Here is a 22,630-nt window from a genome sequence, read left to right as displayed (position 1 = left end):
GTACAAGCGTTTTTTTATGTTTTTTACAAGTTTATGACAATGTGAGTTTACTAGAGTCTGGTTTTTGAAAGCGTTGAAAACCTTACATTTGTTTTATAAAATATACTTTGCAAGACTACGGAGGGATAAGTATGAAAATACGTTTATTAACTAAAGAAGATGCAGAAATCTATCTTAATATTCGTTTAGAAGGTTTAAAAGAGAATCCTGAAGTTTTTAGTACCACTATGGATGAAATACTTGATCAAGATGACCCTATTGAATACAAAGCAGAAATCTTAGATAAGGATAAAAATTATACAATTGGTGCATTTACTGACAAAGGTGAATTAATTGGAGTAGCAACTTTAAAAACATTTGAAAAGGTTAAAGCAGAGCACAAAGGAAAGATAGAGTCTGTCTATGTATCTACCAGAGCTCGTAAAATGGGGGCAGGCTATCTTCTAATCGAAGAAGCAATCCATTTAGCAAAAAGCTTAGGACTTGAACAACTTACATTAAATATCATAGAAGGAAACGAAACAGCAAAAAAACTCTACGAAAAACTAGGATTCAAAACATTTGCTAAAACACCTAATAGTTTAAAATTTAACAATGAATATTGGGACCAAGAGCATATGATGCTTACGCTAATTGCAGGAAATTCCAAGGATGCAGGCAAAGCGGGATAAGCAAGTATTGCAGGTATAAAAATTAGCCAGATCCCGACTTTAACAAAAAAAGTTTACCTAAATTGTCATTCAATCTGACAATAAAGGTAAACCTTTTTAAATTCTATTATTTAGTAAAAGTCTTTTCAATGTCATCTAACATTAAGTAAGCAGCCTTGATTCCACCCGCAGTGTTCCAAGTTACATCATTTACTTTAATCACATGTCCATTTTTAGAGGCATTTAACTTTTTGAATAAAGGATCTTCTGTAAATTCTTTTTCAAGCTTAGATCCAGATTCTTTACCGTCATCAAATGTAAAGTAGAATAGATAATCTCCATCCATCGCTGGAATACGTTCTTTTGTTACGCCTCTTTCTGCAAAATCAGGAGCATTTTGTTCTTCTGGACGTTGGAACCCTAATTGTTTAAGTATTACACCAGAGAATGTATCTTGGTGATAGATTCGTACATCAGCACCCATGAAACGGACCATTGAAATTTTTTGATTTACTTTATCGCCTAATTCAGCTTTTAGATCTTCAACACGTTTTGTATAATCAGCTAATACTTTATTGCCTTGTTCTTCTTTGTTTAAAACTTTTGCATAAAATTTGAAGTTTTCTTGCCAATCTCCACGTAATGTTTCAGCGAAAACTGTTGGTGCAATTGCACTTAATTGCTCATATACTTTTTCTTGACGCATTTTATTACCGATGATTAAATCTGGTTTTAAGCCAGCGATTTTCTCAAGGTTAACTTCACTTTCCACACCTACAACTTCTACGCCATCCATCTCTTTAGAAATATGATCGTACCAAGGGTTTCCTGTCCATGATTTAACAGCACCAACCGGTTTCACACCTAATGCTAGTAAAGCTTCAGTTCCTTCGTTTGTTAAAATAACAACTCTTTTTGGATTAACAGGAACTTTTGTCGTACCCATTGCATGCTCAATCGTAATTGTATTTGCTTTTTTACTTTCACTACTAGAAGCTTCATCTGATTTTTTTGTACCACAAGCACCTAATACCATAATTGCTGCAATGAATAGAGCAATTAGTGAAGAAAATTTTAGTTTGTTCATAGAATGGTCTCCCTTTTTAGTTGATAATGATTATCACTTCTCTCGACAAGTAGTATTATAGATTAAGATTTGATTAGAAGTCAATAAGAAAATGAAAATCATTCTCATTGACTTGATAATTCATATCATTTAGACTAATAGAAGAGAATAGAATAGTAGGAGATATAAAATGCTAATTCATCCAAGATCAAGAGTTATCGTATTAGTAGCTTGTATTTTATTATTAGTAATTTGTTTTTTTTCTAGTATTTTACTAGGATATACGGATACTAGTTTTACAAGTTTAATCCATTCATTTACACAATTTGATGGATCTAATGAACAGTTAATTATTCAAAATGTTCGGGTTCCAAGAGCGATCATTGCTTCAATAGTAGGAGCAAGCTTAGCAATCGCCGGTTTATTTATGCAAGTTTTAACGAAAAATCCTTTAGCATCACCTAGCGTTCTAGGAATTAACGCAGGTAGCTCAATGATGATTGTACTTAGTATTACATTTTTCCATTTACAATCACCTAATGCGACTATATGGCTTTCATTTATAGGAGCTACATTATCAGCGGTATTTGTATTTGGGTTAAGTTCAATAGGGAGAGACGGAGCGACACCATTAAAAATTACACTAGCGGGTGTTTCAATTGCAGCTATGTTTAGTTCAATTACCCAAGGCCTACTAGTAACAAATGAAGTAGCATTAGAGCAAGTTCTATTTTGGCTAGCAGGTTCAGTTCAAGGTCGTTCACTCGATTCTTTACATATGGTATTACCATATATCGTAATAGCTTGGGTGATCTCACTTGCACTTGGTGGAAAGATTAACACGTTCATGCTGGGAGAAGATGTATCTAGAGCTCTAGGTCAAAATACTGCTTTATTAAAGACGACATTAGTCGTATTAGTCATCATTCTAGCAGGTGGTGCTGTAAGTATAGCAGGGCCAATAGGATTAGTTGGAATAATTGTCCCTCAAATAGTTAGAATATTCGTTAAAAATGATTATCGCTGGATGATTCCATTTTGTGGTATTTTCGGAGCCATTTTACTTCTATTAGCTGATGTAGGATCGCGTTACATATTAATGCCAGAAGAAACGCCAGTTGGTATTATGACCGCAGTTATTGGTGCACCATTTTTTATTTACTTAGCAAGAAAAGGCGGTACAGTAAAATGAACATGATCAAATTAAGAAACAAGTACTTTTCACTACTATTTAATAAACGATCATTTTCCGTTTTAATAATTGCACTTCTTTTACTGATCAGTTCATTTATAGTGAGCTTAACGCTAGGTGACCGTTACATTTCAATTCCAAAAGTATTATCTGTTATTTTTGGTGATGGTGAAAAAATAGATGAATTATTTATTCAAGCATTTCGTATGCCTCGAATCATCATTGCAGTTTTTGCAGGGCTTTCTTTAGCGATTGCTGGAGCGATTCTTCAAGGGTTAGTTAGAAACCCACTAGCATCTCCAGATATTCTTGGGATAACGGGCGGGGCAGGAGCTGCCGTTGTATTATTTTTAGCCATTTTTAGTAATGATCGTACAAATCAATTAACAGTAAGTATAAAATGGCTACCATTAGCGGCATTTATCGGTGCCATCATCAGTTTAGTATTTGTCTATGCTTTAGCTTATAAGGATGGGGAATTAAGGCCTTTAAGATTAGTTTTAGTAGGGGTAGGGTTTTCAGCATTAGCTCAGAGCACAACTTCATTCTTTATGATTATTGGACCTATTTTTAGAGCAACTGAAGCGAATATGTGGTTAACAGGGAGCGTCTATGGAGCGAACTGGGAACAGGTTAAAATCATTACAGTCTGGACTCTAATTTTTATCGTGTTAGCTTTATCGTTTATTAGACATATCAATACGCAACAACTTGGAGATGAAGTTTCAACAAGCTTAGGTGTTCAAGTAGAAAAAAATCGACTAATCTTGTTATTTATAAGTACTGCATTAGTAGCTGGTGCAGTTGCATTTGCAGGAGCAATCGCATTTGTTGGACTAATTGCACCTCATATTGCTCGGAAAATAGTTGGTGCTTCTTACGGTGCATTGATTCCCTTATCTGGAATAATCGGTGCCATCATGGTATTAGTGGCTGATACAATTGGAAGAACGGTATTTAGTCCAATTCAAATACCTGCTGGTGTATTTACTGCCGTAATTGGTGCACCATATTTTATCTATTTATTATTTAAGACTGGAAAAAGGTGATAAGATGTCAACGAGCGCAATCGAAACAGAAAAATTAACGTTATCGTATGATGATCGAACAATTATAAACGAATTAAATTTTCAAGTCCCAAAAGGAAAAATCACAGTGCTAATTGGAGCTAATGGGTGCGGAAAATCAACATTACTTCGTTCACTTGCAAGATTACTTCAACCAAAAAGTGGAACCATCTTACTTGATGGAAAAGAAATAAGTAAGCGACCTACAAAGGAAATTGCACGTAATCTTTCAATCCTACCTCAAAGTCCTGTTGCACCTGAAGGTTTAACAGTTTTTCAATTAGTAAAACAAGGAAGATATCCATATCAAACTTGGTTAAAACAATGGTCAAAAGAAGATGAAGAAAAAGTAAATCATGCCTTAAAAATGACAAATATGTATGATTTAAAGGATCAATTAGTCGATTCATTATCTGGTGGACAACGTCAACGTGCTTGGATTGCGATGACATTGGCTCAGGACACAGATACAATTCTATTAGATGAACCAACAACCTATTTGGATTTAACACATCAAATCGAGATTTTAGACTTACTATACGAATTAAATGAAAAAGAACAGCGTACAATTGTTATGGTACTACATGATATTAACCTAGCATGTCGATATGCACACAACGTTGTTGCGATTTCAAATGGTGAAGTTTACGCAGAAGGAGGCCCAGAAAAAATCATTAATCGGAACTTAATCTGTGACGTTTTCTGTATGAACTGCGATATTGTGAAGGATCCATTATTCGGAACGCCACTTTGCATACCTCATGGGCGAGGAAGAAAAATAATATAATCAACTTTAAAAAGGTGTCCTTGTATAGGGCACCTTTCATTTAGAAAGAGGTGAGATAGAATGACGTTATCAATTAACAATATAAGTGTAGATATTCTTGGTAGTTCGATTCTTAAAAACATAACTTTTCAAACTAATAAGGGTGAAATTTTTTGCTTAATTGGCACTTCAGGGGCAGGGAAATCGACATTGCTTCGGACATTAAATCGATTACAGTCGATTAGCAAAGGTGAAATTCATTTAAATGGACAATCAATATATAAAATGACTCCTCAGAATTTAAGAAAAAGTACAGTAATGATCCTGCAAACTCCTTCATTATTTGAAGGGAGCATAGAGGATAATATTTTGTTTGGACTCAAATTAAACGGTAGCTATGATAAGGCAGATTCCAAAACAGTAGCGAAATCTTTATTAGAAAAAGTAGGATTAGAGACGAAATTACTTGATCGAAATGCATTAACGCTTTCGATTGGTCAACAGCAAAGAGTATCGATCGCAAGAGCAATAGCCATGAAACCAACTATTTTATTATGTGATGAAATTACTTCAGCATTAGATCCACAATCGACTCTACATATTCAGGAGCTTCTTGTAACTTTAAAAAGAGAAGAAAATCTAACAATTATTCTTGTTACACATAATATGGATCTAGTTCAACAAATTGCTGATCGAGTAGGGTTACTTATCGATGGGAAATTAGTAGAAGTGAGTCCTGTTAATGAATTTTTTAATAATCCTAGCACTGAATTAGGGAAGAATTTCCTTTCTACAATTGCTTAAAGAGGTGGGGAAATGGAAGGTAATTTGCAAATAACAGGTGTATCGCTGACATTCCTATTGATTATAATTGCTATTGGATTGTCTTATTATCAAAAGCTCGGCGTTGAAAAAGACATTGGCATTTCTTCAGTTAGGACAGTCATTCAACTAATGATTATGGGCTATGTACTTGAGTACATACTGCAAATTAAACATTTATTAGTTGTAATCATTATTTTATTTTGTATGATTTTATTTGGTGCCTATACTTCTAGTAAAAGGTCGCACCAAATTGAAGGCGCATTTTTTATTTCATTTATTAGTATTTTACTAGGCGTCATGATTTCTTTAGGAGTCGTATTGGTAGCAAACAAAATTGCTTTAAAAGCTCAATATGTTATTCCAATATCAAGTATGATAATTAGCACATCAATGAATGCGAATAGTTTAGCATTAACAAGACTTAGAGCTGAAATTCAGGCAAGTAAAAACCAAATTGAAGCTGCATTATGTTTAGGTGCAACAACTAAACAAGCTTCAAATAATGTCATAAAAAATTCAATTAAAGCTGCTTTAATTCCATCAATTGATCGAGCTAAAACTGTAGGGATTGTTACTTTACCAGGCTCGATGACAGGAATGATCTTTGCTGGCATAAGTCCCTTATATGCGATTAAATATCAGTTGCTAATAGAATGCATTTTAATTGGTGCAATTGCAATTAGTGTATTCTCCTCAACACTTCTATCCTATAGAAAATTCTTCACAAAAGACGATTCACTGAAATATGAAACGATAATAGAACAAGGATAATTATAGCGGGAGAAGGGGGTAAGTAAAAACTTTTCCTTCTCCCTTTATATTAAATATTATCCGATTACTCTTAATTGTACGTCCATGTTTCCTCTAGTTGCTTTTGAATATGGGCAAACGCCGTGGGCTGCTTTTACTAGTTCAACAGCTACTTCAGTTGGAACTCCTTGTACTTTTACATCAAGTTGAGCAGCTAATTTGAATCCTCCATCAGCAGGGTCTTTACCAATTGTTACGTTTGCTGTTACTGATGTAGATTCTAACTTAATATTTTTCCTACGAGCTACTAAGTTTAATGCACTGTCAAAGCAAGCTGAATAACCAGCTGCAAATAGTTGTTCAGGATTTGTTGCTCCTCCAGGCCCACCTAATTCCACTGGTGATTTAAGTGCCAAATTAATAAAATCATCTGATGACATAACTCTTCCGTCACGTCCACCTGTTGCAGTTGCTGTAGCAGTATATAATTTTTCCATTACGATTTCTCCTTAATAAAAATTATTTATTTTTTATCTTCATTTGCAGATTGAACTTTCTTTAATAAAGCTTTTGTTTGATTTAATATTGTTAAAAGTTCCTCTTTAGTAGTATTACTTTCCAGTAGAAATTTCTCAGGTATACAGAAAGCTTTTTCTTTTAATTTAGTACCTTCATCAGTTAGTGTAATAAATACTTTTCTCTCATCACTTGAATCACGTTTACGGAAAATTAGTCCTGCAGCTTCCATCCGTTTTAGCATGGGTGTAAGAGTTCCTGAGTCTAAAAAAAGTGTCTCCCCAAGTTCTTTCACAGTTTGTTGGTCTTTTTCCCAAAGTGAAAGCAATGCAAGATATTGCGGATAAGTTATACCGATCTCATCCAATAAAGGACGATATAGTTTAGTAATTTCTCTCGAACAAGCATAAATTGAAAAACATACCTGATTTTCGAGCAAAAGCTGATTTTCTTTATTCATTCGATCAACATCCTTATATATTAGTTGTGCACAATTTAATATGACACAATCATAATTGATGGTAAATAATTTTGCAAGCGATAGTAACTATTATTTTTTACCAATTTTTTTATTTTGATTATTAATTGAGCAGGTTTGAAGTGGAAATCTACTTATTCACAATAAAAAAGCCAGTCAATGTTCAATACACTAACTGGCTGTAAATTTAATTTTTTCTAGACCTAGAAATTAATGATGTTATTTGTAGCATTGTGATTGGTAAGGATGTTTTTTTATGATATGCCAAAAACTTAGGCGTCCAAGAATTAACATATTTTTCTTTAAAACTTCTTAAACCTTGAAAGTGATATAAAAATTGTCCATATTGATAAATTTGCGCTGCAACTTTCTCACTTGTAAATGAATACTTAGATAGACCTACGTTTGCTAATGGTGTCATACCGACATTAAAATAATGAAAATTTCTAGACCTAAACCATTCAATTAAGTTAACAAACATAAAGTCCATAATTCCTTTTGGAGCGTCAACTTTATGACGCATTAAATCAATTGAAATCGTATGATCATTATAGTTTGGCATAATGGATGCAAAAGCAATCATTTTATTTTCATTATTTTTAATAATAGCTACAGGCGCAAGTTTGATGTAATCCTCATCAAAATAGCCAAGTGAAAACCCTTTTTCTTTTCGTCCTTTCAGCCACTCTTGTGATAGCTCTTTTAATTCCGTAAAGAATTCATTTGAATAAGGTGGTTCTATCATTTCAAAACTATATTCTTCGCGTTCAAATTTATTGTATAGTGCACGAATTCCTTTATTACGTTTTCCTGATAATGTGAATGTTGAGATATCAGTAAATCCTTCTTCACCAAGTTTAAAGAAATCAAATCCGTTTTCATGTAAATAGGATAGTGAATTTGAGTTTACTTGATAGAAGACGAGTGTATATCCAAATTGATCGGCATAGTTTAATAATTCTTCAATAGCAGGATATAAACGGGATTTTTCACCGACCGGGTCACCTAAAATAACTAATTTGTCCGCATATGGCTGAAAAATAAATAATACTGTCTCATCTTGAGCCCAGAATAAATATTTATCATGTAAAAAAACCAAATGTGAAAGTTCTGTACCACCATACTGATTAAAATGATCTCTTATTTTTTCTTCTTCAGCTTTCGTATTTATAAATTCGAATTGTTTTCTTTTAACTTTAAAAAATGCGATATAAAAAAATAGTAAAGCAGCTGCAAAACCAAGAACTGCACTAATAACGATGTCCCGCGAATTAACAAGTATATAAGGTAAGTATTTAGCAGGTATTTTGACGTTTGTTTGAGGTAGATTGATATAAGCAATAAGTAAATAACTACCCAAAAAGAAGAATAAAATAAAATTATCAACAATCAGCTTACCCCAAGTTAAAACGAAACTTTCTCTATAAAATTGTTTCTTTGAAATAAATAATATAAAAGCAACTGCTAATACAAAAAGAGCTTCTTCATAATCTAATCCTTTTGAATACGTTGTAACTGCTCCAACAATTAGCATGAATAGTGTAATATACCATGCCCTTTTATCTTTATAATCAATTCCACGAGAGAGTCCTAACAATGTAAAGCCTGCTGTGACTGAAATTAAATGTGAAATATTAATAATTGTCGTAGGTAAAATTAAATTTAACAGACTGATTCTTAAAAGCATACTTGGAACAGCAGCAGAAACTAATAATATAACCCCAGATAAAAATATTAAAATCGTTAAAAATTTATGCCCCAAATAAGTAGAAATTTGATTTGGAATATTATTAAATGATTTATTTATTTTATTCCATAATAATTTAAGAGCTAAAATAATACCGCAAGCAAACGGGAAAAAGAAATAACTGAAACGATAAATCAATAAAACAAGAAGTGTCGTTTCCTTTTCAATTCCAAAGTATGTAAAACCTAGTAGGAAAATAAAATCAAAAGATCCAAGTCCACCTGGAATCATACTTAAAAGTGCTGCAACAGAGGCTACTAGAAAAACAGGTAACACCTCTATGATTGAAATGTCGATATGTAAAAATAAACAAATGAAGTAAATGAATAATAAAATAAAAGACCATTCACATAAAGAAATGACAACCAGTGAAAGCATATATTTTGCGGAAAAATTCTCCGAGAAAAAATTACGTTTTAAATAAACGACTAAAAACATAACCGGGAAATAACAAATTGCAATGATAATAGCAATATATAAATACTTATATTCATTTAAAAATGATAAATCAAATATTCCAGTAAATAAAACTAAGCTCAATAGCGATAATCCAGAAAGTAAGAATATCGTTACACTACTCACTGCTTTAATAATTTCTGGTCCGGTGCGATCTTTTCGATAAAATAGTGTTCGAATGGTGGTACCTGCAACCCCACCAAGACCAATTAGGTTTGAGGAAGTATTCGCAAGCCAAGCTACCATTAATATTTTTCGAAAACTGAAATCTAATTTTAATAGTCTTACAAGTACGAAGTCATATAAAAACATTGGAGATACGGCTATAATACCTAATGCAAAAATCAAAATGTACTGTATTAATGTAAGAGACTCCATATAGTTAAAGAACATTTTAAAGTCGAAGTTTAAAAGTACGTTTTTTCCTACAAATATAAATGTAACGAGCAATATTGAAATGAAAAATAGTTTAAATAAACCTACTTTACTAATCCGAAACTTATTCATAAGACACTCCTGAAGTTATTATTCAACAAATAAAATAATAGTTATTAGCTTTAGTATTCCATATTATTCCACTATTTAACAAGAAGAATATTATTACGTCTTAGAAAATTTAATAACTTATTATTTTGGAGATAGAAAGTTAATTAGATTTTAATTTTTAGGACAATTTTACGATTTAATATCGTTGAAAATAGAACTTAGATTTCCACTACAAGTGCTATCTGAGTAACGTTACCTAAGACCCCTCGTCGCGCCTACATGGGCTCAGGATTCCCCATTTTCCATAGGAGTGTGGCATCTTTTGTTCCAAACAACTTCTCTAATAATAGTCAGATTATTAAAATGATTTTTTTATATTTGCCTTTTGTTGTTCAACATAATGGCAGAATAGTTGAACAAGGAAATCCTATTTAAATGTTGAATTAATAGATTTAATAGAAGTATAGGTGGATAAAGTATATGAGTGATAAGTTCAAAGAAATAGTAAACTGGGTAGATAAAATAAATGTTCGAAATCGAAGTTCTGCTTCAGCTTTAATCATCATGAAAGATAATAATATCGTGTTAGAAAATTATAATGGTTTTCATAGTAATTCTGATATTTCTATACCCGTAACACGAACATCTAAGTTTAATGTTGCTTCTGCAAGAAAAAGTTATTTAGGATTAGCAGTTGCGTTTGCACTAAATGAAGGTAAAATTAAAAGCCTTGATGATTATGCAATCGAATATTTTGATGAACTAGATGAAAAAATACTTGGAAAAACAACAATAAGACATTTAGTTACACATTCACATGGTTTGAATGAGACAGATAATGGATCCCTTTTTAGAGAATTTGAACAAGGACAAGGGTGGGCATATAGAGGGATTAACATATCAATGATGACAAATCTCATAAAAAAACTGTATAACAAAAGCTTTCCAGAACTATTAAAAGAAAGGGTCTTTACACCATTCGGATTAAAAGATACTAGTTGGGATACAAAAGAAAATGATAGTTTAGTTAAAGTAATTGATAATCCTGACAAAGAAGCAGCATTTAAATTAGGATATTCAAGTGATGGTTCCGAGTCTAACCTTCATGTCTCAACAAGAGAATTTGCATACTGGGGTAATCTGCATTTGAATAAAGGAAATATAAATGGAAAACAGATCGTCCCGAAGGAAGTTATTGAATTAGCAACTCAAGTTCAAAATTCTAAAAATAAAAATAAAGATTTACCACAAGGTTTGTTTTGGTATGTTCAAGATATTCCGAGAAAAAAGAGTGAGATTGGTGATAGAGTACCACAGGAATCTTATCAAATATTAGGAATAACAGGCCCAACTATTCTAGTAATACCTAAATATAATGTTGTTGTAGCTAAAATGTATAACAAAAGATATAACTATGGTGGAGATAATTATCTCTATTATTTAAGAGAATTCAGTAATATAGTGGCAGATGCATTTAGGGAATAGTAACATTCTAATTCAGCTACTATGGAAGTGCGACATAAACTTCCATTCACTGTGGTTAATCTGAGGATTCATGGTTGGCTAACGCATGCTTTAATTTAACAGCAAGTCCACATTTTACAGATATGAAGAAATAAGAATGAGTATTTTTGAATCATAAGTGAATGTTAACAGTTTAAACAACACAGTGCATTAGTTTGTGATTTTCACCTAAAAATTTTTAAAGCCATGCTTATAGCCTATTCCGCAAACTCCCAAATCTACATATATTATAAAGATTTGAAAGCCCAAAATTGCATAATACGTTATTTAAAAGGGAGGAAAGTTAATATGAACTTCTACAACTATGTACCTTATAATCATAATGATTATTTTAGAAATCCACAGCAAGCTGTAAATCCACAACAAATTTTAACATTAATAAACCCAGCTGTTAGCCATGGATTAAAAGAAGCTCAACACCTTGGCTATCAACATGCATTAACAGAAGCAGTTGCTATCGGATATTTGATGGGGAAAGGTTACGATTATAATACTGCGTGGAAAACTGTTGAATCTTGGTGGAGACCACCGGGAACGACTTTACCTACTCCATATTAAAATTTAAAAAGTTGTTTGAATATTTCCATTGCTAAAGCGAATTTTTGAGGAATCATTAATTTAGTAGATTCCTTTTTTGTGTTTGATTGGAATTGATATTCTGCTTTTTCGAATTGGAATAATATTGGATAAAGTTGCTCTTTATATCATCTAGCTTTTAAATAAAGTTTAAGTAATTAGGATTTTATTATAGTACGTATCTAAAATATAATTAGTTCTACAAAAAATCGACTGCAAAGTCGATTTTTTAATTGAGTTAAATGGTAGATATTTTGAAGAAGGTATTTGTAAACGAATATTGAATGATTAGTTACATATGCAAAAAATGTAAAATTTTAGACTTGAGTGGATACAAAGGAGGAATCTAACCTGAGCGAAATTGAATTGATTCATACATTCAAAAACGAGCTTCAAAATTACTCTTTGGAACAGTTAAGATATAAATCTGAAGAGTCGGTTTGGTCTATTGGTCAAATGTATGATCATTTAATTATCTGTGCGCATGAATACCTAGATAGCATGGAAACATGTGCTACATTAAATGATGAACAACCCCTTGGGAAAACAGAATTTGGTGAGCATTTATATAAAATCAGGGGATTTCCACCAATTAAAATTAAATTACCGGATGAACTAAATGATCCACCTAACAATTCAGTAAGCAAGGACGAGCTCATCAGCAGAATTGATCAAGTAATACTTAGGTTGAGTCAATGGGAATCAAAAGTCGATAATATAAACCGAAATTATAAAGTCCAGCATGGAGGGTTCGGCTGGTTAAATGCAAGGGAATGGTATGATTTGGTTTATATGCATTTTCGTCATCACTTGCGCCAAAAAAGTGAGTTAGAAGAAAGGCTTGTTAAGTGACAGGCCTTAGATGTGTCTTTAGAATACATTCTTTAAACTAACCGATCTGATAATTTATTAAAATTAAGTTTTTTTTATTTTACGAAGAAATAAGGAGTTTAAATAGATAGAAAAATAAATAAAAAAAAAGACAAATAATAGGGAGTGAATAATGAATAAAAATCGGTTAGAAGCTTTTAGTGACGGTGTACTTGCTATCATTATTACAATTATGGTCCTTGAAATTAAGATTCCTCACAGTCCGAATATAAAAGACTTATTACAACTTTTCCCAACCTTTCTTAGTTATTTGCTTAGTTTCATTTATGTAGGTATTTACTGGAACAACCATCATCATATGATACACACTTTACAAAAGGTGACAGGATCAATAATGTGGGCTAATCTTCATTTGCTTTTCTGGTTATCATTAATTCCTTTTGCTTCTGGTTGGATGGGAGAAAACCATTATAAGCCTTATCCTACAATGCTTTATGGTGTAATACTCTTAATGGCCGCAATAGCTTACTTCATATTACAAGGTATAATTATCAAAAAAGAGGGAAAGAATTCAAAGTTGAAACAGGCTGTAGGTAACGATTGGAAAGGAAAAGTTTCTGTGGTTTGTTATTTATCTGCAGTTTGTACGTCTTTGATCTGGCCATGGTTCGCTCAAATAATATATGTAATCGTTGCAATTATGTGGTTATTACCGGATCGTCGAATAGAGAAAGTTATGCAAACTAAGTAAAAAAAGTGTTTTTTAATATAAAAAGTGAGGGAGCTGATTATGATGATAAAAGGTTTCGGGGGAATATTTTGGAGGACTAAAAATCTAGATACATTAAAAAAATGGTACAGTAAAGTGCTGAATGTTGAAATAGAAAATTGGAATGGGACTATTATTAAACCCGATTCTGAAAATGAAACGATTTTTTCTTTCTTTACTGAAGAAGACAGATATTTCCCAACAGAACAGCAAGTGATGTTAAATTTTCAAGTTTATAATCTAGACGAGACGATTAAGCATCTTGAACAAGTAGGTGTACCTCTTGCAAAGGAAAAAGAGATTAGTGAATATGGTAAGTTTGCTTGGATTAAAGATCCTGAAGGTAGATTGGTTGAACTTTGGGAGAAATAACGGATACTTATTTAAGAAAGGATTGCTGCGGCGATCCTTTCTTCTTTTTGTACGAACGGGTGATTTAGATTAACAAGGAATAAAAAGATTCTCTCTAGAATATTAGTTTTTAGTAACTCAATGTATAGAGATTACACAAAGGAGAATATTCTATGTCAGACTTATTTATTTTTTTACCACTAATAACTCTTATTATAGTAATAGTTATTATTGTCTTCATAATTAACAAATTTGCAAAGAAAAAGAATAAAAGCACAGGAAGAATTGTTGGAACCATCTTATTGTTATATGTCACTTGTATGTTAATAACGGGGGTTATTACTTATTTTAAAGGAACTTAATCAACGATTACATGCGCCGATTTTGAATTAGGATTTCAAAACAGAGAATCAACTCATGAACCTATTATGAGTAAGTAATTTTGCTCAACTTGCATTCCAAAAATCAACTTGGAAAAGATTTTTATACATATCAAAATGGTCATTTATTAGCCCAGCATTTTTAATCAAAAGACATATTAGTTTCTTTAAGTAGTAAAATGGTTTACAATTTAGTAGTTGAATTGTAATTTAAGTAATATACATAAAATTAAATGACCATAGATCGCTGAGTTTTAGTTGAGTGTTTCTTCTATTATTAGGGACATTTCAATTTTGAAGCGGGGGAACCAATTTTTGTGCAATTGTACTTTGGGGTGAATCCTTTTTAGGTAGGGCTACTTTTTAGGCCCGAATCCGACAGCTAACCTCGTAGGCGTGTAGGGAGAAGGTTTCCAAAATGATGTCTTATTAAGGCACTGGAGATTTTCCTAGTGTCTTTTTTGCATTCAATTTTTATAAAGTAAGTGGGGGTTATGTAGTGCTAGAAATGTATATATTTGGCGGGATTCTTATTTTAACTATGTTAATAGCAGTATTTATGACTCGTAAGGATACTGTAGTAGATGATGAAAATGGAAAATATAGATGTAGAAAGTCAGGGAATAGGAAGAGAATCGTTAGAGAGAGAAAATCAGGTAAAGTCGTTAGAATAGATTGATTTGCCGAAGATCACGAAATTAAAATAGGTCGAAAAAACATTTAATAGTTCCTTAAGAGAGTGGTCAACTAAGCCATTCTCTTTTTTATTTATTTAGTTTTGGTTTCTTAATTCATATTTAGTTCATAATGAATTTATATAATATGTACATAATTATTTGGAAATGTAAGTAGGTGGATTTATTGAATCATGTAAAAGTATTAGTTGTCGATGATGATGCAAATATTCGAGAGTTAATCTCTATTTTTTTAAGTGGTGAAGGCTATACGGTTCTTGAGGCTGAAGATGGTCAGGAAGCATTAATGATACTCGAAGAAAATAATATTCAAATAGTAGTAGTTGATGTGATGATGCCTGAAGTAGATGGATATGAGCTGACAAAAGAGGTTAAAAAGTATTATGATATTCCGATTTTAATGGTCACAGCAAAAGGTGAATCTCAGGATAAATTAAAAGGTTTTGATCTAGGGGTAGATGATTATGTTGTAAAGCCTTTTGATCCTTTGGAAATTGTAGCCCGTGTAAAAGCTCTATTAAGAAGATTTCAATTACTATCTGATAAAAATATTTTTGTAGGTAATTTAACGATAAACCAAGTTAAATATGAAATTTCGGCGAATGATCAATCGATTACGTTACCATTAAAGGAATTCGAATTATTGATGAAGCTTGCTAGTCAGGCTGGAAGAATTTTTACGAGGAATGATTTGATTGAGCAAATATGGGGACTTGATTATGAAGGAGATGAACGCACAGTTGATGTGCATATAAAGAGAGTACGAGAGCGTCTAAGAGAGTTAAAGGCTACAGTCGAAATCGTTACAATAAGAGGTTTAGGCTATAAATTAGAGGAAAATCACACATGAAAAGCATGTATACAAGATTAGTTGTAATCTTTATTTCTGTTATTGTGTTGAGTTTAGTGATCACTTTTTTTATCGCTTCAAAATATTTTATAAAACATGTTGAAACAGAAGTTCAAAGTGATTTAATAGATGTTGGAGAAAATTTTATTTCCATATACTCTAAGCAAGATAATCAAAATGGAGTAGATGCGACTCTACAGATTCTTAGTAAAAATTTTTATTTATCACTGTATGATGAGTCGGGTAAAATCGTTTTGAAAAATACAGCACTAAAAAAGAAGAATATAAAAAAAGACCAGGTAATAAACGTACTAAACAAAAGTGATGTTCAAACAAAAGGATATCTCATCGGCCTACCTTTTGAAAAAGATGGGCATCAATATGCTTTATTTATTCAACCCAATATTGATCGTGGGTTCTTTAAAATGCGGAGAGTTTTATTTTTTAGTTTACTGACAACATTACTCATTGGATCAGTGACATTTTTATTTGTTGCTAAGTTATTAGTAAAGCCTGTAAAAGAGCTAATTAGTGCCACAAAAGAACTGGCTAAAGGTAACTATGACGTTCAAGTAACAATTAAACGGAAAGATGAAATTGGATTACTTGCTTCAAACTTTAATCTGATGACGAATAAATTAAACAAGTTAGAAGAGATGAGAAGTGAATTTGTTTCAAATGTTTCTCATGAAATTCAATCGCCGTTAACATCTATTAAGGGATTTGCAAAGGTTTTAAGAAGTAAGCAATTAACTGAAGAGAAAAAGGAACATTATTTATCCATTATTGAGACAGAGAGTGAACGTCTTTCTATGATGAGTGAAAGATTATTAAAGTTAGCTTCATTGGACTCTGAGCAACATCCATTCCAGCCTACGACCTACAAATTAGATGAACAAATTCGAAAAATTATCTTGGCATTAGAGCCACATTGGGAAAGTAAAAAGCTTCAATTAGTTTTAAATTTGCCACAAACAGAAATAGTGGCAGATCGTTTACTACTTGAACAAGTTTGGATTAATTTACTTCAAAATGCGATTAAGTTCTCAAGTATAGCTGGGTACATTAAAGTAGATATTTTGGATTTGGATCATTATATTCACGTCCTCATTAGCGATAGTGGGTTAGGAATAAGTAAGGAAGATATTGAGCGGATATTTGAACGCTTTTATCAAGCAGACCATTCTAGAAATAAAAAAGGAACCGGGCTTGGTCTTTCGATTGTACAAAAAATAATGGAAATACATCATGGGAAAATAGAGGTTGAAAGTGTTGTTGGAAAAGGAACTAGCTTTACGATTATCCTTCCGAAAATCTTGTAAAATAAAAAAGATCAAATTATGTTCTTAATTGTTCATATTCTGTTCATATAGATTTGATAAACTAATCACGTATTAGAATTGTAACCAATCGAAAGGGGAAATAGATACATTATGTTTGCAGGCTTAACGAAATTAAGTTTGAAGAACACGATCTCAGTTATTATATTAAGTGTTCTTGTTTTAATAGGGGGAATATATTCTGCCCAAAAAATACAAATTGAAACATTTCCTGATGTTTCATTTCCAGCTGTTGCCATACAGGTAGTATACCCTGGTGCATCATCTGAGGATATAGAAACTGAGGTCACTAAACCAATCGAATCGGGTTTAATGAAGCTTGAAAACTATGATCAGTTAACAAGTACTTCAAGTGAAAATATGGCTTCAATCTTTTTAATTTATCCTTTTGGAACGGATATGGATAAAATTGAAAAAGACGTTGATAATGTAATCAATAAAACAAAATTACCTGATAAAGCAGAAGCGACAGTTCAGCGAATTGCGATGGATTCTGCTCCTATTTATCAAGTTGCAATTGCAAATAACGGACAAGTAAAAGATTTACAACAATCAATTGAAAAAGATTTACTTCCTCAAATTAAAAAAATCACTGGTGTTAGTGATGTAAGTCTTCAAGGAACAAAAGATGAAGAAATTCAAATCGTTGTAGATAATAAAAAAGCTGAAGAAAAAGGGATTTCTTTAGACACTATTAAAACGGCAATTCAAGGTCTAGATTACGCAGTGCCATTAGGATCTGTTGAGAATAATGGAAAAACAGTTTCTGTTCGAATGAAAGGTACGTTAAACTCAGTCGATCAAATCAAAAAAACAGTTTTATCTAGCGCAGCTGCACAAATGGGTAGCATGACTCAGGGTGCACAACTAGGTAGTGGGGCAGGACAAGCTCAAACAGTTACGCCAAAAAATGTTACTGTTGCTGATGTTGCGGACGTAAAAGTAGTATCGGTTCAAGATCAAATTTCTAGATATAACGGAAAAGAAAGTTATATTTTATCGGTTTCTCAAACACAAGATTCAAATACAGCGGATGTAGCAACAGCTGTTAAAAAAGAAATTAAATCATTTAAAAAGGATAACAATGTAGAAACTCATGTCATTATGGATAACGGGAAAGAAATTGAAAAATCCGTTAGTTCTTTAATTAAAGAAGGTCTACTAGGTGCTTTATTTACAGTAGTAGTAATTCTGTTATTCTTAAGAAATATTCGAGCTACATTAATTTCAATTTTATCTTTACCAATTTCAATTTTTACAACAATATCAGTATTAAATTCATTGGGATATACATTGAACATTATGACTTTAGGTGGTCTAGTTGTTGCAATAGGACGTATTGTTGATGATAGTATCGTTGTAATTGAAAATATTTTCAGATGGAAACAACAAAAAGGTAACCAATATAAGAAAAAAGAAATGGCATTATATGCAACAAAAGAAGTAATCGGTGCCATTGCATCCTCTACATTTGCAACAGTAGTAGTATTTTTACCTTTAGCATTTGTAAGTGGTATTATTGGAGAATTCTTTAGACCATTTGCAATTTCAGTAGTAGTTTCAATTTTAACTTCTTTAATCGTTGCGATTATATTAATTCCAACATTAGGAGCAAAATTCTTATCAAAACCATTAAAAGGGCATAGTAATGATACTCGTTTTATGAGAAACTACGAAAAATTATTGCGCTCTGCATTAAAACGTAAATGGATTGTTATCTTATTATCAATCGTTTTATTAGCTGGTTCATTATCGATGATTCCTTTATTAGGATTCTCATTCTTACCTGGTAGTGTAAATAAAACACTTCAAGTTACAGCAACTCTTCCATCAAATAGTACTGTGGACCAATCAAATGTAGTTGCAAAAGAATTAGAAAAATACTTTGCAGATTCAGACCTAATTGACAGTGTACAAGCTACTGTTGGTGGTAAACGTGATTTTATGATGAATATGGATGGTGGCAAAAATAAAGCGATCTTCCAAATCAATCTAAAAGATGGAAAGAACATGAATAAAGAGCTTTCAAAAATCAATAAAGAAGTTCCATCAATTGTTGATGCGAAAGTAAAAGGTACAACGATCATAGCAAAAGAACTATCTCAAAATGGTCCTCCAACAGGGAACAATATTGATGTGAATTTATATTCTGCAAACTTTAATGATTTAAAAGATGCAGCATCAAAAATTGAAAAAGAATTAAATAGTGATGATCGTCTGAAAAATGTTTCTAATAATTTAAAAGATGTACAACCTAAATTAGAAATTACATTAAACGATAAAGCACGCGATGAAAATATCTCAATGTTCCAAGTTATGGGAGCTATTAATGAAAAAATTAACGACGTTGAAATCGGTGATTACGATTTAAACGGAGAAACAAATAAGCTTACTGTTGGTTATAAAAATAAAGCAACTTCAAAAGAAGATATTGAAAAAATTAAATTTATGACTGTAACAGGTCCGAAAGAAATTAAAGACTATGTAACAATTTCTCAAAAGGATGCACCAGTGTCAATCAACCATGATGATGGAAAAATGTATGCATCAGTAAGTGCAGAAGTAAAAGGTAAAGACACTGCAACAATTACAAAAGATGTAACAAATCACTTAAATAAAATTGATTTACCAAAAAGCGTTGATATGAAAATTGGCGGCGGCTTAGATATGATTACAGATGGATTCAGCAGTTTAGGAATAGCAATGGTAGTTGCTGTTGGATTAGTATTCTTAATCATGAGTATGACATTTGGTGGCTTAAGAACACCGTTTGTTATTTTAACTTCATTAATCTTTGTACCAGTGGGAGCTTTCTTAGCGTTATTTATTGGCAAGCAAACCCTATCAATGAGTGCAATGATCGGACTATTAATGTTGATCGGTATTGTTGTAACGAATGCGGTTGTATTATTAGACCGTGTTGAACATAACCGTAGAAATGGATTAGAAGTAACTGACGCATTAATCGAGGCTTCAAAGACAAGATTACGTCCAATCCTAATGACAGCATTAGCGACAATTCTTGCATTAGTACCAATGGCCCTTTCAAATTCAACATCTGGCTTAATTTCGAAAGGATTAGCAGTAACTGTAATTGGTGGTTTAACAACTTCAACATTCTTAACACTAATCATCATTCCAGTTATTTATAAATTAGTAAGCAAAAAGAAAAAGATTGAAGAATAATTGATGAAGAGTGCCTCACATAAATAGTGGGGCACTCTTTTGTATTTAAATCAAAACTCTGTTAAAAGAAAAACTAAAAAAGAAGCTGTCTAATTAGACAACCTTTAGGAAATACGTTACTAACTTAACCTAGATAACCCTTTTTGAAGGGGATCAGAGTTTATCATAAAAAGTACCATTTATTAATAATACGATGTCGCCTATTGCTCCAATACAAAAAAAGATGAAATAGTAACTTGCTTTTGTAATTTCTTTATTGAAAAGTTCTTTAAGATTTTTTCATACATTCTACCATTCCTTATTTCACTAATCTGCCAGTTACTCGATTAAGGAAATCAGCATTCTATTTCAACAAATCCAAAAACAAAAAAGAGCTTAGGCACAAACGCTACCTAAGCTCTTTTGATTATTTAGGTTCATAATCAAAATGTAATTCATTATTTTCATTTACAATTACGTTTAAATTATAATCCTTAAAATACCATAAATCCGTTTCATTTATAAAATAGACAACGTTATCAATCGTAATAGATTCTCCGATGTCCACAGGTTGTTCTTTAGTAACACCTAAAGAATAGCCTTTATGTATTGTACTATTTCCACCGTATCGCGCGAAAAAACGAATTGTATCTCCTTCTTTTACATTCATCTCATCTTTAAACCATTTTAATGCATCTTCGGAAATTGTAATTTTCATTGTAACCGACCTTTCTGTATCTTATAAAAATATTATAGTATGAATGTGAAAAACTATACAGAAAAGTGATGTAAAGTGTAAAAAGTGGTGGTAGAAATTTTAATTAGTATAAAGAAGAAAACCCACATTAGCTTACAGGTTTTCTTCTCTTATTAAAGTATTTTAGGACAGGCGCTTTAGACTAATCTATCTTATTTTTTGAAAAATGATAGTATGTTGTTTTTAAATAAAATAAATAGAGAAATGACGACAAACCCGTAATAGACGATTTGTTCAACTAATGGGGTAGCATCAATAAAGGAGAAAAGACCTTCGGTGAATACTTTACCGCCAAAGAAAATTAATAAAATACCCAGCAAAGTAAAAATCACTTTAATATTTAAATTAATTGTAGTTTTGATAAATAAATATGCGATTAAGACAGCTGCAATAATTCCTAGCAAAATTGAAATCATACCAACAAAGGCGATTGTATGTGCATTTGATAAAACAAACAGAACTAGCTCTAAGCCTTCTCTGATCACAAATACACTTGCCATTAAAAATAATGAAATATTACTATCCATAATTTTAACTTCTGATTTTAGTTTATCTGAAATATTAATGCTACTTTGTCCACTTAACCAGTAGATAAAATAGAAGATTAGCAATGCTGCAATTAATTGGATTACACCTTCGATCGTATGTTCAACATTTCCATCTAGTTGACCGAATGTTGTAAATAAGAAAAATCCAGCAAAAATACTAACAACTACTCCGAGTATTGTACCGTAAATTACTGACTTAATTAAATGCTCTTTTTTACTCTGAATTAAAGTAATGAGTAAGTACCCGATTACTAAAGAAACTTCAAGGCCCTCTCGTAAAGCTATTAAAAAATTAGCATTCAACTCATTATCATCCTCCCGATTATATTTAAATCTACTAACTAGACTATTCTTTATTAGTAGAAATGGACACTATTTTAATAATAAATAGGCATAATAAGTTATGTGGTAAAATTAATATAAAATGGCCTAAAATGTGAATTTTAGAAGGGGAAAAAATGGAATCTTTTACAAGTAAAGCGATAGAAATTATTAAAAATATACCACCAGGAAAAGTAATGACATACGGTCAAGTTGCAAAATTGGCAGGAAGTCCAAGAGGAGCTAGACAGATTGTAAGAATTTTACACTCGATGGGGCAAAAATACCAATTGCCATGGCATAGAGTTATAAATGCTAAAGGTGAAATAGGAATCCAAGATGAAGAAGGATTTATAAAGCAAAAGCGTTTCCTCCAAAACGAAGGGGTCAAATTTGCGAGCGAGAGAACCATTAAATTGAAGGAATATCAAGTAAGTTTAGTTCTTGAGAAAGAAGATGTGGATTTAATATAGGAGCGTTTTCAAGCTATATAGATTTAGAATGAGATTGGTACTCAAAATTCA

The 22,630-nt window shown here is 31.9% G+C and carries 22 protein-coding genes and 1 riboswitch; of the genes, 16 read left to right on the top strand and 6 right to left on the bottom strand.

Annotated elements, in window-relative coordinates:
• Window positions 1-131 precede the first annotated feature (131 nt).
• Window positions 132-671 carry a GNAT family N-acetyltransferase gene (locus ACFVR2_RS17970; RefSeq protein WP_387364643.1) on the top strand — a complete coding sequence of 180 codons (540 nt, stop codon included), beginning with the start codon at window positions 132-134 and terminating at the stop codon, window positions 669-671.
• A 106-nt stretch (window positions 672-777) separates the two neighbouring features.
• Here the strand turns inward: ACFVR2_RS17970 and ACFVR2_RS17965 are convergent, their stop codons facing one another.
• A complete protein-coding gene (locus tag ACFVR2_RS17965) occupies window positions 778-1,737 on the bottom strand; it encodes an ABC transporter substrate-binding protein (RefSeq protein ID WP_387364640.1) in 960 nt (319 codons plus the stop codon).
• A gap of 169 nt (window positions 1,738-1,906) precedes the next feature.
• Here ACFVR2_RS17965 and ACFVR2_RS17960 point away from each other — a divergent pair, with 169 nt between their 5' ends.
• Genes ACFVR2_RS17960 through ACFVR2_RS17940 form a run of 5 tightly spaced genes read left to right on the top strand, consistent with a single transcriptional unit; the run spans window position 1,907 to window position 6,337 of the window.
• Window positions 1,907-2,908, top strand: coding sequence for a FecCD family ABC transporter permease (locus ACFVR2_RS17960; protein ID WP_387364637.1), 1,002 nt, complete (start codon window positions 1,907-1,909; stop codon window positions 2,906-2,908).
• Window positions 2,905-3,957: a FecCD family ABC transporter permease gene (locus tag ACFVR2_RS17955; RefSeq protein ID WP_387364634.1), complete on the top strand. Its 1,053-nt coding sequence runs from the start codon at window positions 2,905-2,907 to the stop codon at window positions 3,955-3,957. The genes ACFVR2_RS17960 and ACFVR2_RS17955 overlap by 4 nt, the downstream gene beginning before the upstream one ends.
• Window positions 3,958-3,961: 4 nt before the next feature.
• Window positions 3,962-4,762 carry an ABC transporter ATP-binding protein gene (locus ACFVR2_RS17950; protein ID WP_387364631.1) on the top strand — a complete coding sequence of 267 codons (801 nt, stop codon included), beginning with the start codon at window positions 3,962-3,964 and terminating at the stop codon, window positions 4,760-4,762.
• A 60-nt stretch (window positions 4,763-4,822) separates the two neighbouring features.
• Window positions 4,823-5,545 carry a phosphate ABC transporter ATP-binding protein gene (locus tag ACFVR2_RS17945; protein ID WP_387364628.1) on the top strand — a complete coding sequence of 241 codons (723 nt, stop codon included), beginning with the start codon at window positions 4,823-4,825 and terminating at the stop codon, window positions 5,543-5,545.
• A 12-nt stretch (window positions 5,546-5,557) separates the two neighbouring features.
• On the top strand, window positions 5,558-6,337 hold the full coding sequence (locus ACFVR2_RS17940) for an ABC transporter permease (protein ID WP_387364625.1): 780 nt from the start codon (window positions 5,558-5,560) through the stop codon (window positions 6,335-6,337).
• A gap of 56 nt (window positions 6,338-6,393) precedes the next feature.
• Here the strand turns inward: ACFVR2_RS17940 and ACFVR2_RS17935 are convergent, their stop codons facing one another.
• From ACFVR2_RS17935 to mprF, 3 genes are all read right to left on the bottom strand, one after another.
• Window positions 6,394-6,813 carry an organic hydroperoxide resistance protein gene (locus tag ACFVR2_RS17935; protein WP_387364622.1) on the bottom strand — a complete coding sequence of 140 codons (420 nt, stop codon included), beginning with the start codon at window positions 6,811-6,813 and terminating at the stop codon, window positions 6,394-6,396.
• A 26-nt stretch (window positions 6,814-6,839) separates the two neighbouring features.
• Entirely contained in the window at window positions 6,840-7,292 is a 453-nt protein-coding gene (locus ACFVR2_RS17930; RefSeq protein WP_387364619.1) for a MarR family winged helix-turn-helix transcriptional regulator, read from the bottom strand.
• A 205-nt stretch (window positions 7,293-7,497) separates the two neighbouring features.
• A complete protein-coding gene (gene mprF / locus ACFVR2_RS17925; protein ID WP_387364616.1) occupies window positions 7,498-10,020 on the bottom strand; it encodes a bifunctional lysylphosphatidylglycerol flippase/synthetase MprF in 2,523 nt (840 codons plus the stop codon).
• A gap of 459 nt (window positions 10,021-10,479) precedes the next feature.
• Between mprF and ACFVR2_RS17920 the strand changes: the two genes are divergently transcribed.
• The 9 genes from ACFVR2_RS17920 (at window position 10,480) to ACFVR2_RS17880 (ending at window position 20,501) form a co-directional block, all read left to right on the top strand.
• Window positions 10,480-11,484, top strand: coding sequence for a serine hydrolase domain-containing protein (locus ACFVR2_RS17920; protein ID WP_387364613.1), 1,005 nt, complete (start codon window positions 10,480-10,482; stop codon window positions 11,482-11,484).
• Window positions 11,485-11,811: 327 nt separating this feature from the next.
• Window positions 11,812-12,081, top strand: coding sequence for a hypothetical protein (locus tag ACFVR2_RS17915; RefSeq protein ID WP_387364610.1), 270 nt, complete (start codon window positions 11,812-11,814; stop codon window positions 12,079-12,081).
• Between the two features lie 384 nt (window positions 12,082-12,465).
• Window positions 12,466-12,951, top strand: a complete 486-nt coding sequence (locus tag ACFVR2_RS17910; RefSeq protein WP_387364607.1) for a DinB family protein — start codon at window positions 12,466-12,468, stop codon at window positions 12,949-12,951.
• Between the two features lie 151 nt (window positions 12,952-13,102).
• Entirely contained in the window at window positions 13,103-13,681 is a 579-nt protein-coding gene (locus tag ACFVR2_RS17905) for a TMEM175 family protein (protein ID WP_387364604.1), read from the top strand.
• 42 nt (window positions 13,682-13,723) lie between these two features.
• On the top strand, window positions 13,724-14,071 hold the full coding sequence (locus tag ACFVR2_RS17900; protein WP_387365074.1) for a VOC family protein: 348 nt from the start codon (window positions 13,724-13,726) through the stop codon (window positions 14,069-14,071).
• 631 nt (window positions 14,072-14,702) lie between these two features.
• A riboswitch (cyclic di-AMP (ydaO/yuaA leader) is annotated at window positions 14,703-14,841 on the top strand.
• Between the two features lie 88 nt (window positions 14,842-14,929).
• The gene (locus ACFVR2_RS17895; RefSeq protein ID WP_387364601.1) at window positions 14,930-15,109 is read left to right on the top strand and encodes a hypothetical protein; all 180 of its coding nucleotides are present in this window, start codon (window positions 14,930-14,932) and stop codon (window positions 15,107-15,109) included.
• Between the two features lie 182 nt (window positions 15,110-15,291).
• Complete coding sequence (locus tag ACFVR2_RS17890) at window positions 15,292-15,975, top strand: response regulator transcription factor (RefSeq protein ID WP_387364598.1); 684 nt, start codon at window positions 15,292-15,294, stop codon at window positions 15,973-15,975.
• Window positions 15,972-17,297 (top strand): sensor histidine kinase, encoded by a 1,326-nt coding sequence (locus ACFVR2_RS17885; protein WP_387364595.1) that lies wholly within the window; start codon window positions 15,972-15,974, stop codon window positions 17,295-17,297. The genes ACFVR2_RS17890 and ACFVR2_RS17885 overlap by 4 nt, the downstream gene beginning before the upstream one ends.
• A 111-nt stretch (window positions 17,298-17,408) precedes the next feature.
• A complete protein-coding gene (locus ACFVR2_RS17880; protein WP_387364592.1) occupies window positions 17,409-20,501 on the top strand; it encodes an efflux RND transporter permease subunit in 3,093 nt (1,030 codons plus the stop codon).
• Window positions 20,502-20,907: 406 nt separating this feature from the next.
• Here the strand turns inward: ACFVR2_RS17880 and ACFVR2_RS17875 are convergent, their stop codons facing one another.
• Together ACFVR2_RS17875 and ACFVR2_RS17870 are read right to left on the bottom strand one after the other, a co-directional pair.
• Complete coding sequence (locus tag ACFVR2_RS17875; RefSeq protein ID WP_387364588.1) at window positions 20,908-21,198, bottom strand: HesB/YadR/YfhF family protein; 291 nt, start codon at window positions 21,196-21,198, stop codon at window positions 20,908-20,910.
• 191 nt (window positions 21,199-21,389) lie between these two features.
• Entirely contained in the window at window positions 21,390-22,088 is a 699-nt protein-coding gene (locus tag ACFVR2_RS17870; RefSeq protein WP_387364585.1) for an FTR1 family protein, read from the bottom strand.
• 155 nt (window positions 22,089-22,243) lie between these two features.
• Between ACFVR2_RS17870 and ACFVR2_RS17865 the strand changes: the two genes are divergently transcribed.
• The gene (locus ACFVR2_RS17865) at window positions 22,244-22,579 is read left to right on the top strand and encodes an MGMT family protein (RefSeq protein ID WP_387364582.1); all 336 of its coding nucleotides are present in this window, start codon (window positions 22,244-22,246) and stop codon (window positions 22,577-22,579) included.
• Window positions 22,580-22,630 lie beyond the last annotated feature (51 nt).

It is taken from the genome of Gottfriedia sp. NPDC057991, assembly GCF_042886615.1.
In the GTDB taxonomy this organism is placed as follows: Bacteria; Bacillota; Bacilli; order Bacillales; family Bacillaceae_G; genus Gottfriedia.
The sequence above is the reverse complement of the archived record's forward strand: the minus strand, read 5'-3'. Positions and strand labels throughout refer to the sequence as shown.

Bases quoted from the DNA above. Each gene is read 5' to 3' on its own strand.
- ACFVR2_RS17970 (WP_387364643.1), top strand. From the start codon at position 132: ATGAAAATACGTTTATTAACTAAAGAAGATGCAGAAATCTATCTTAAT.
- ACFVR2_RS17965 (WP_387364640.1), bottom strand. From the start codon at position 1,737: ATGAACAAACTAAAATTTTCTTCACTAATTGCTCTATTCATTGCAGCA.
- ACFVR2_RS17960 (WP_387364637.1), top strand. From the start codon at position 1,907: ATGCTAATTCATCCAAGATCAAGAGTTATCGTATTAGTAGCTTGTATT.
- ACFVR2_RS17955 (WP_387364634.1), top strand. From the start codon at position 2,905: ATGAACATGATCAAATTAAGAAACAAGTACTTTTCACTACTATTTAAT.
- ACFVR2_RS17950 (WP_387364631.1), top strand. From the start codon at position 3,962: ATGTCAACGAGCGCAATCGAAACAGAAAAATTAACGTTATCGTATGAT.
- ACFVR2_RS17945 (WP_387364628.1), top strand. From the start codon at position 4,823: ATGACGTTATCAATTAACAATATAAGTGTAGATATTCTTGGTAGTTCG.
- ACFVR2_RS17940 (WP_387364625.1), top strand. From the start codon at position 5,558: ATGGAAGGTAATTTGCAAATAACAGGTGTATCGCTGACATTCCTATTG.
- ACFVR2_RS17935 (WP_387364622.1), bottom strand. From the start codon at position 6,813: ATGGAAAAATTATATACTGCTACAGCAACTGCAACAGGTGGACGTGAC.
- ACFVR2_RS17930 (WP_387364619.1), bottom strand. From the start codon at position 7,292: ATGAATAAAGAAAATCAGCTTTTGCTCGAAAATCAGGTATGTTTTTCA.
- mprF (WP_387364616.1), bottom strand. From the start codon at position 10,020: ATGAATAAGTTTCGGATTAGTAAAGTAGGTTTATTTAAACTATTTTTC.
- ACFVR2_RS17920 (WP_387364613.1), top strand. From the start codon at position 10,480: ATGAGTGATAAGTTCAAAGAAATAGTAAACTGGGTAGATAAAATAAAT.
- ACFVR2_RS17915 (WP_387364610.1), top strand. From the start codon at position 11,812: ATGAACTTCTACAACTATGTACCTTATAATCATAATGATTATTTTAGA.
- ACFVR2_RS17905 (WP_387364604.1), top strand. From the start codon at position 13,103: ATGAATAAAAATCGGTTAGAAGCTTTTAGTGACGGTGTACTTGCTATC.
- ACFVR2_RS17900 (WP_387365074.1), top strand. From the start codon at position 13,724: ATGATAAAAGGTTTCGGGGGAATATTTTGGAGGACTAAAAATCTAGAT.
- ACFVR2_RS17885 (WP_387364595.1), top strand. From the start codon at position 15,972: ATGAAAAGCATGTATACAAGATTAGTTGTAATCTTTATTTCTGTTATT.
- ACFVR2_RS17880 (WP_387364592.1), top strand. From the start codon at position 17,409: ATGTTTGCAGGCTTAACGAAATTAAGTTTGAAGAACACGATCTCAGTT.
- ACFVR2_RS17875 (WP_387364588.1), bottom strand. From the start codon at position 21,198: ATGAAAATTACAATTTCCGAAGATGCATTAAAATGGTTTAAAGATGAG.
- ACFVR2_RS17865 (WP_387364582.1), top strand. From the start codon at position 22,244: ATGGAATCTTTTACAAGTAAAGCGATAGAAATTATTAAAAATATACCA.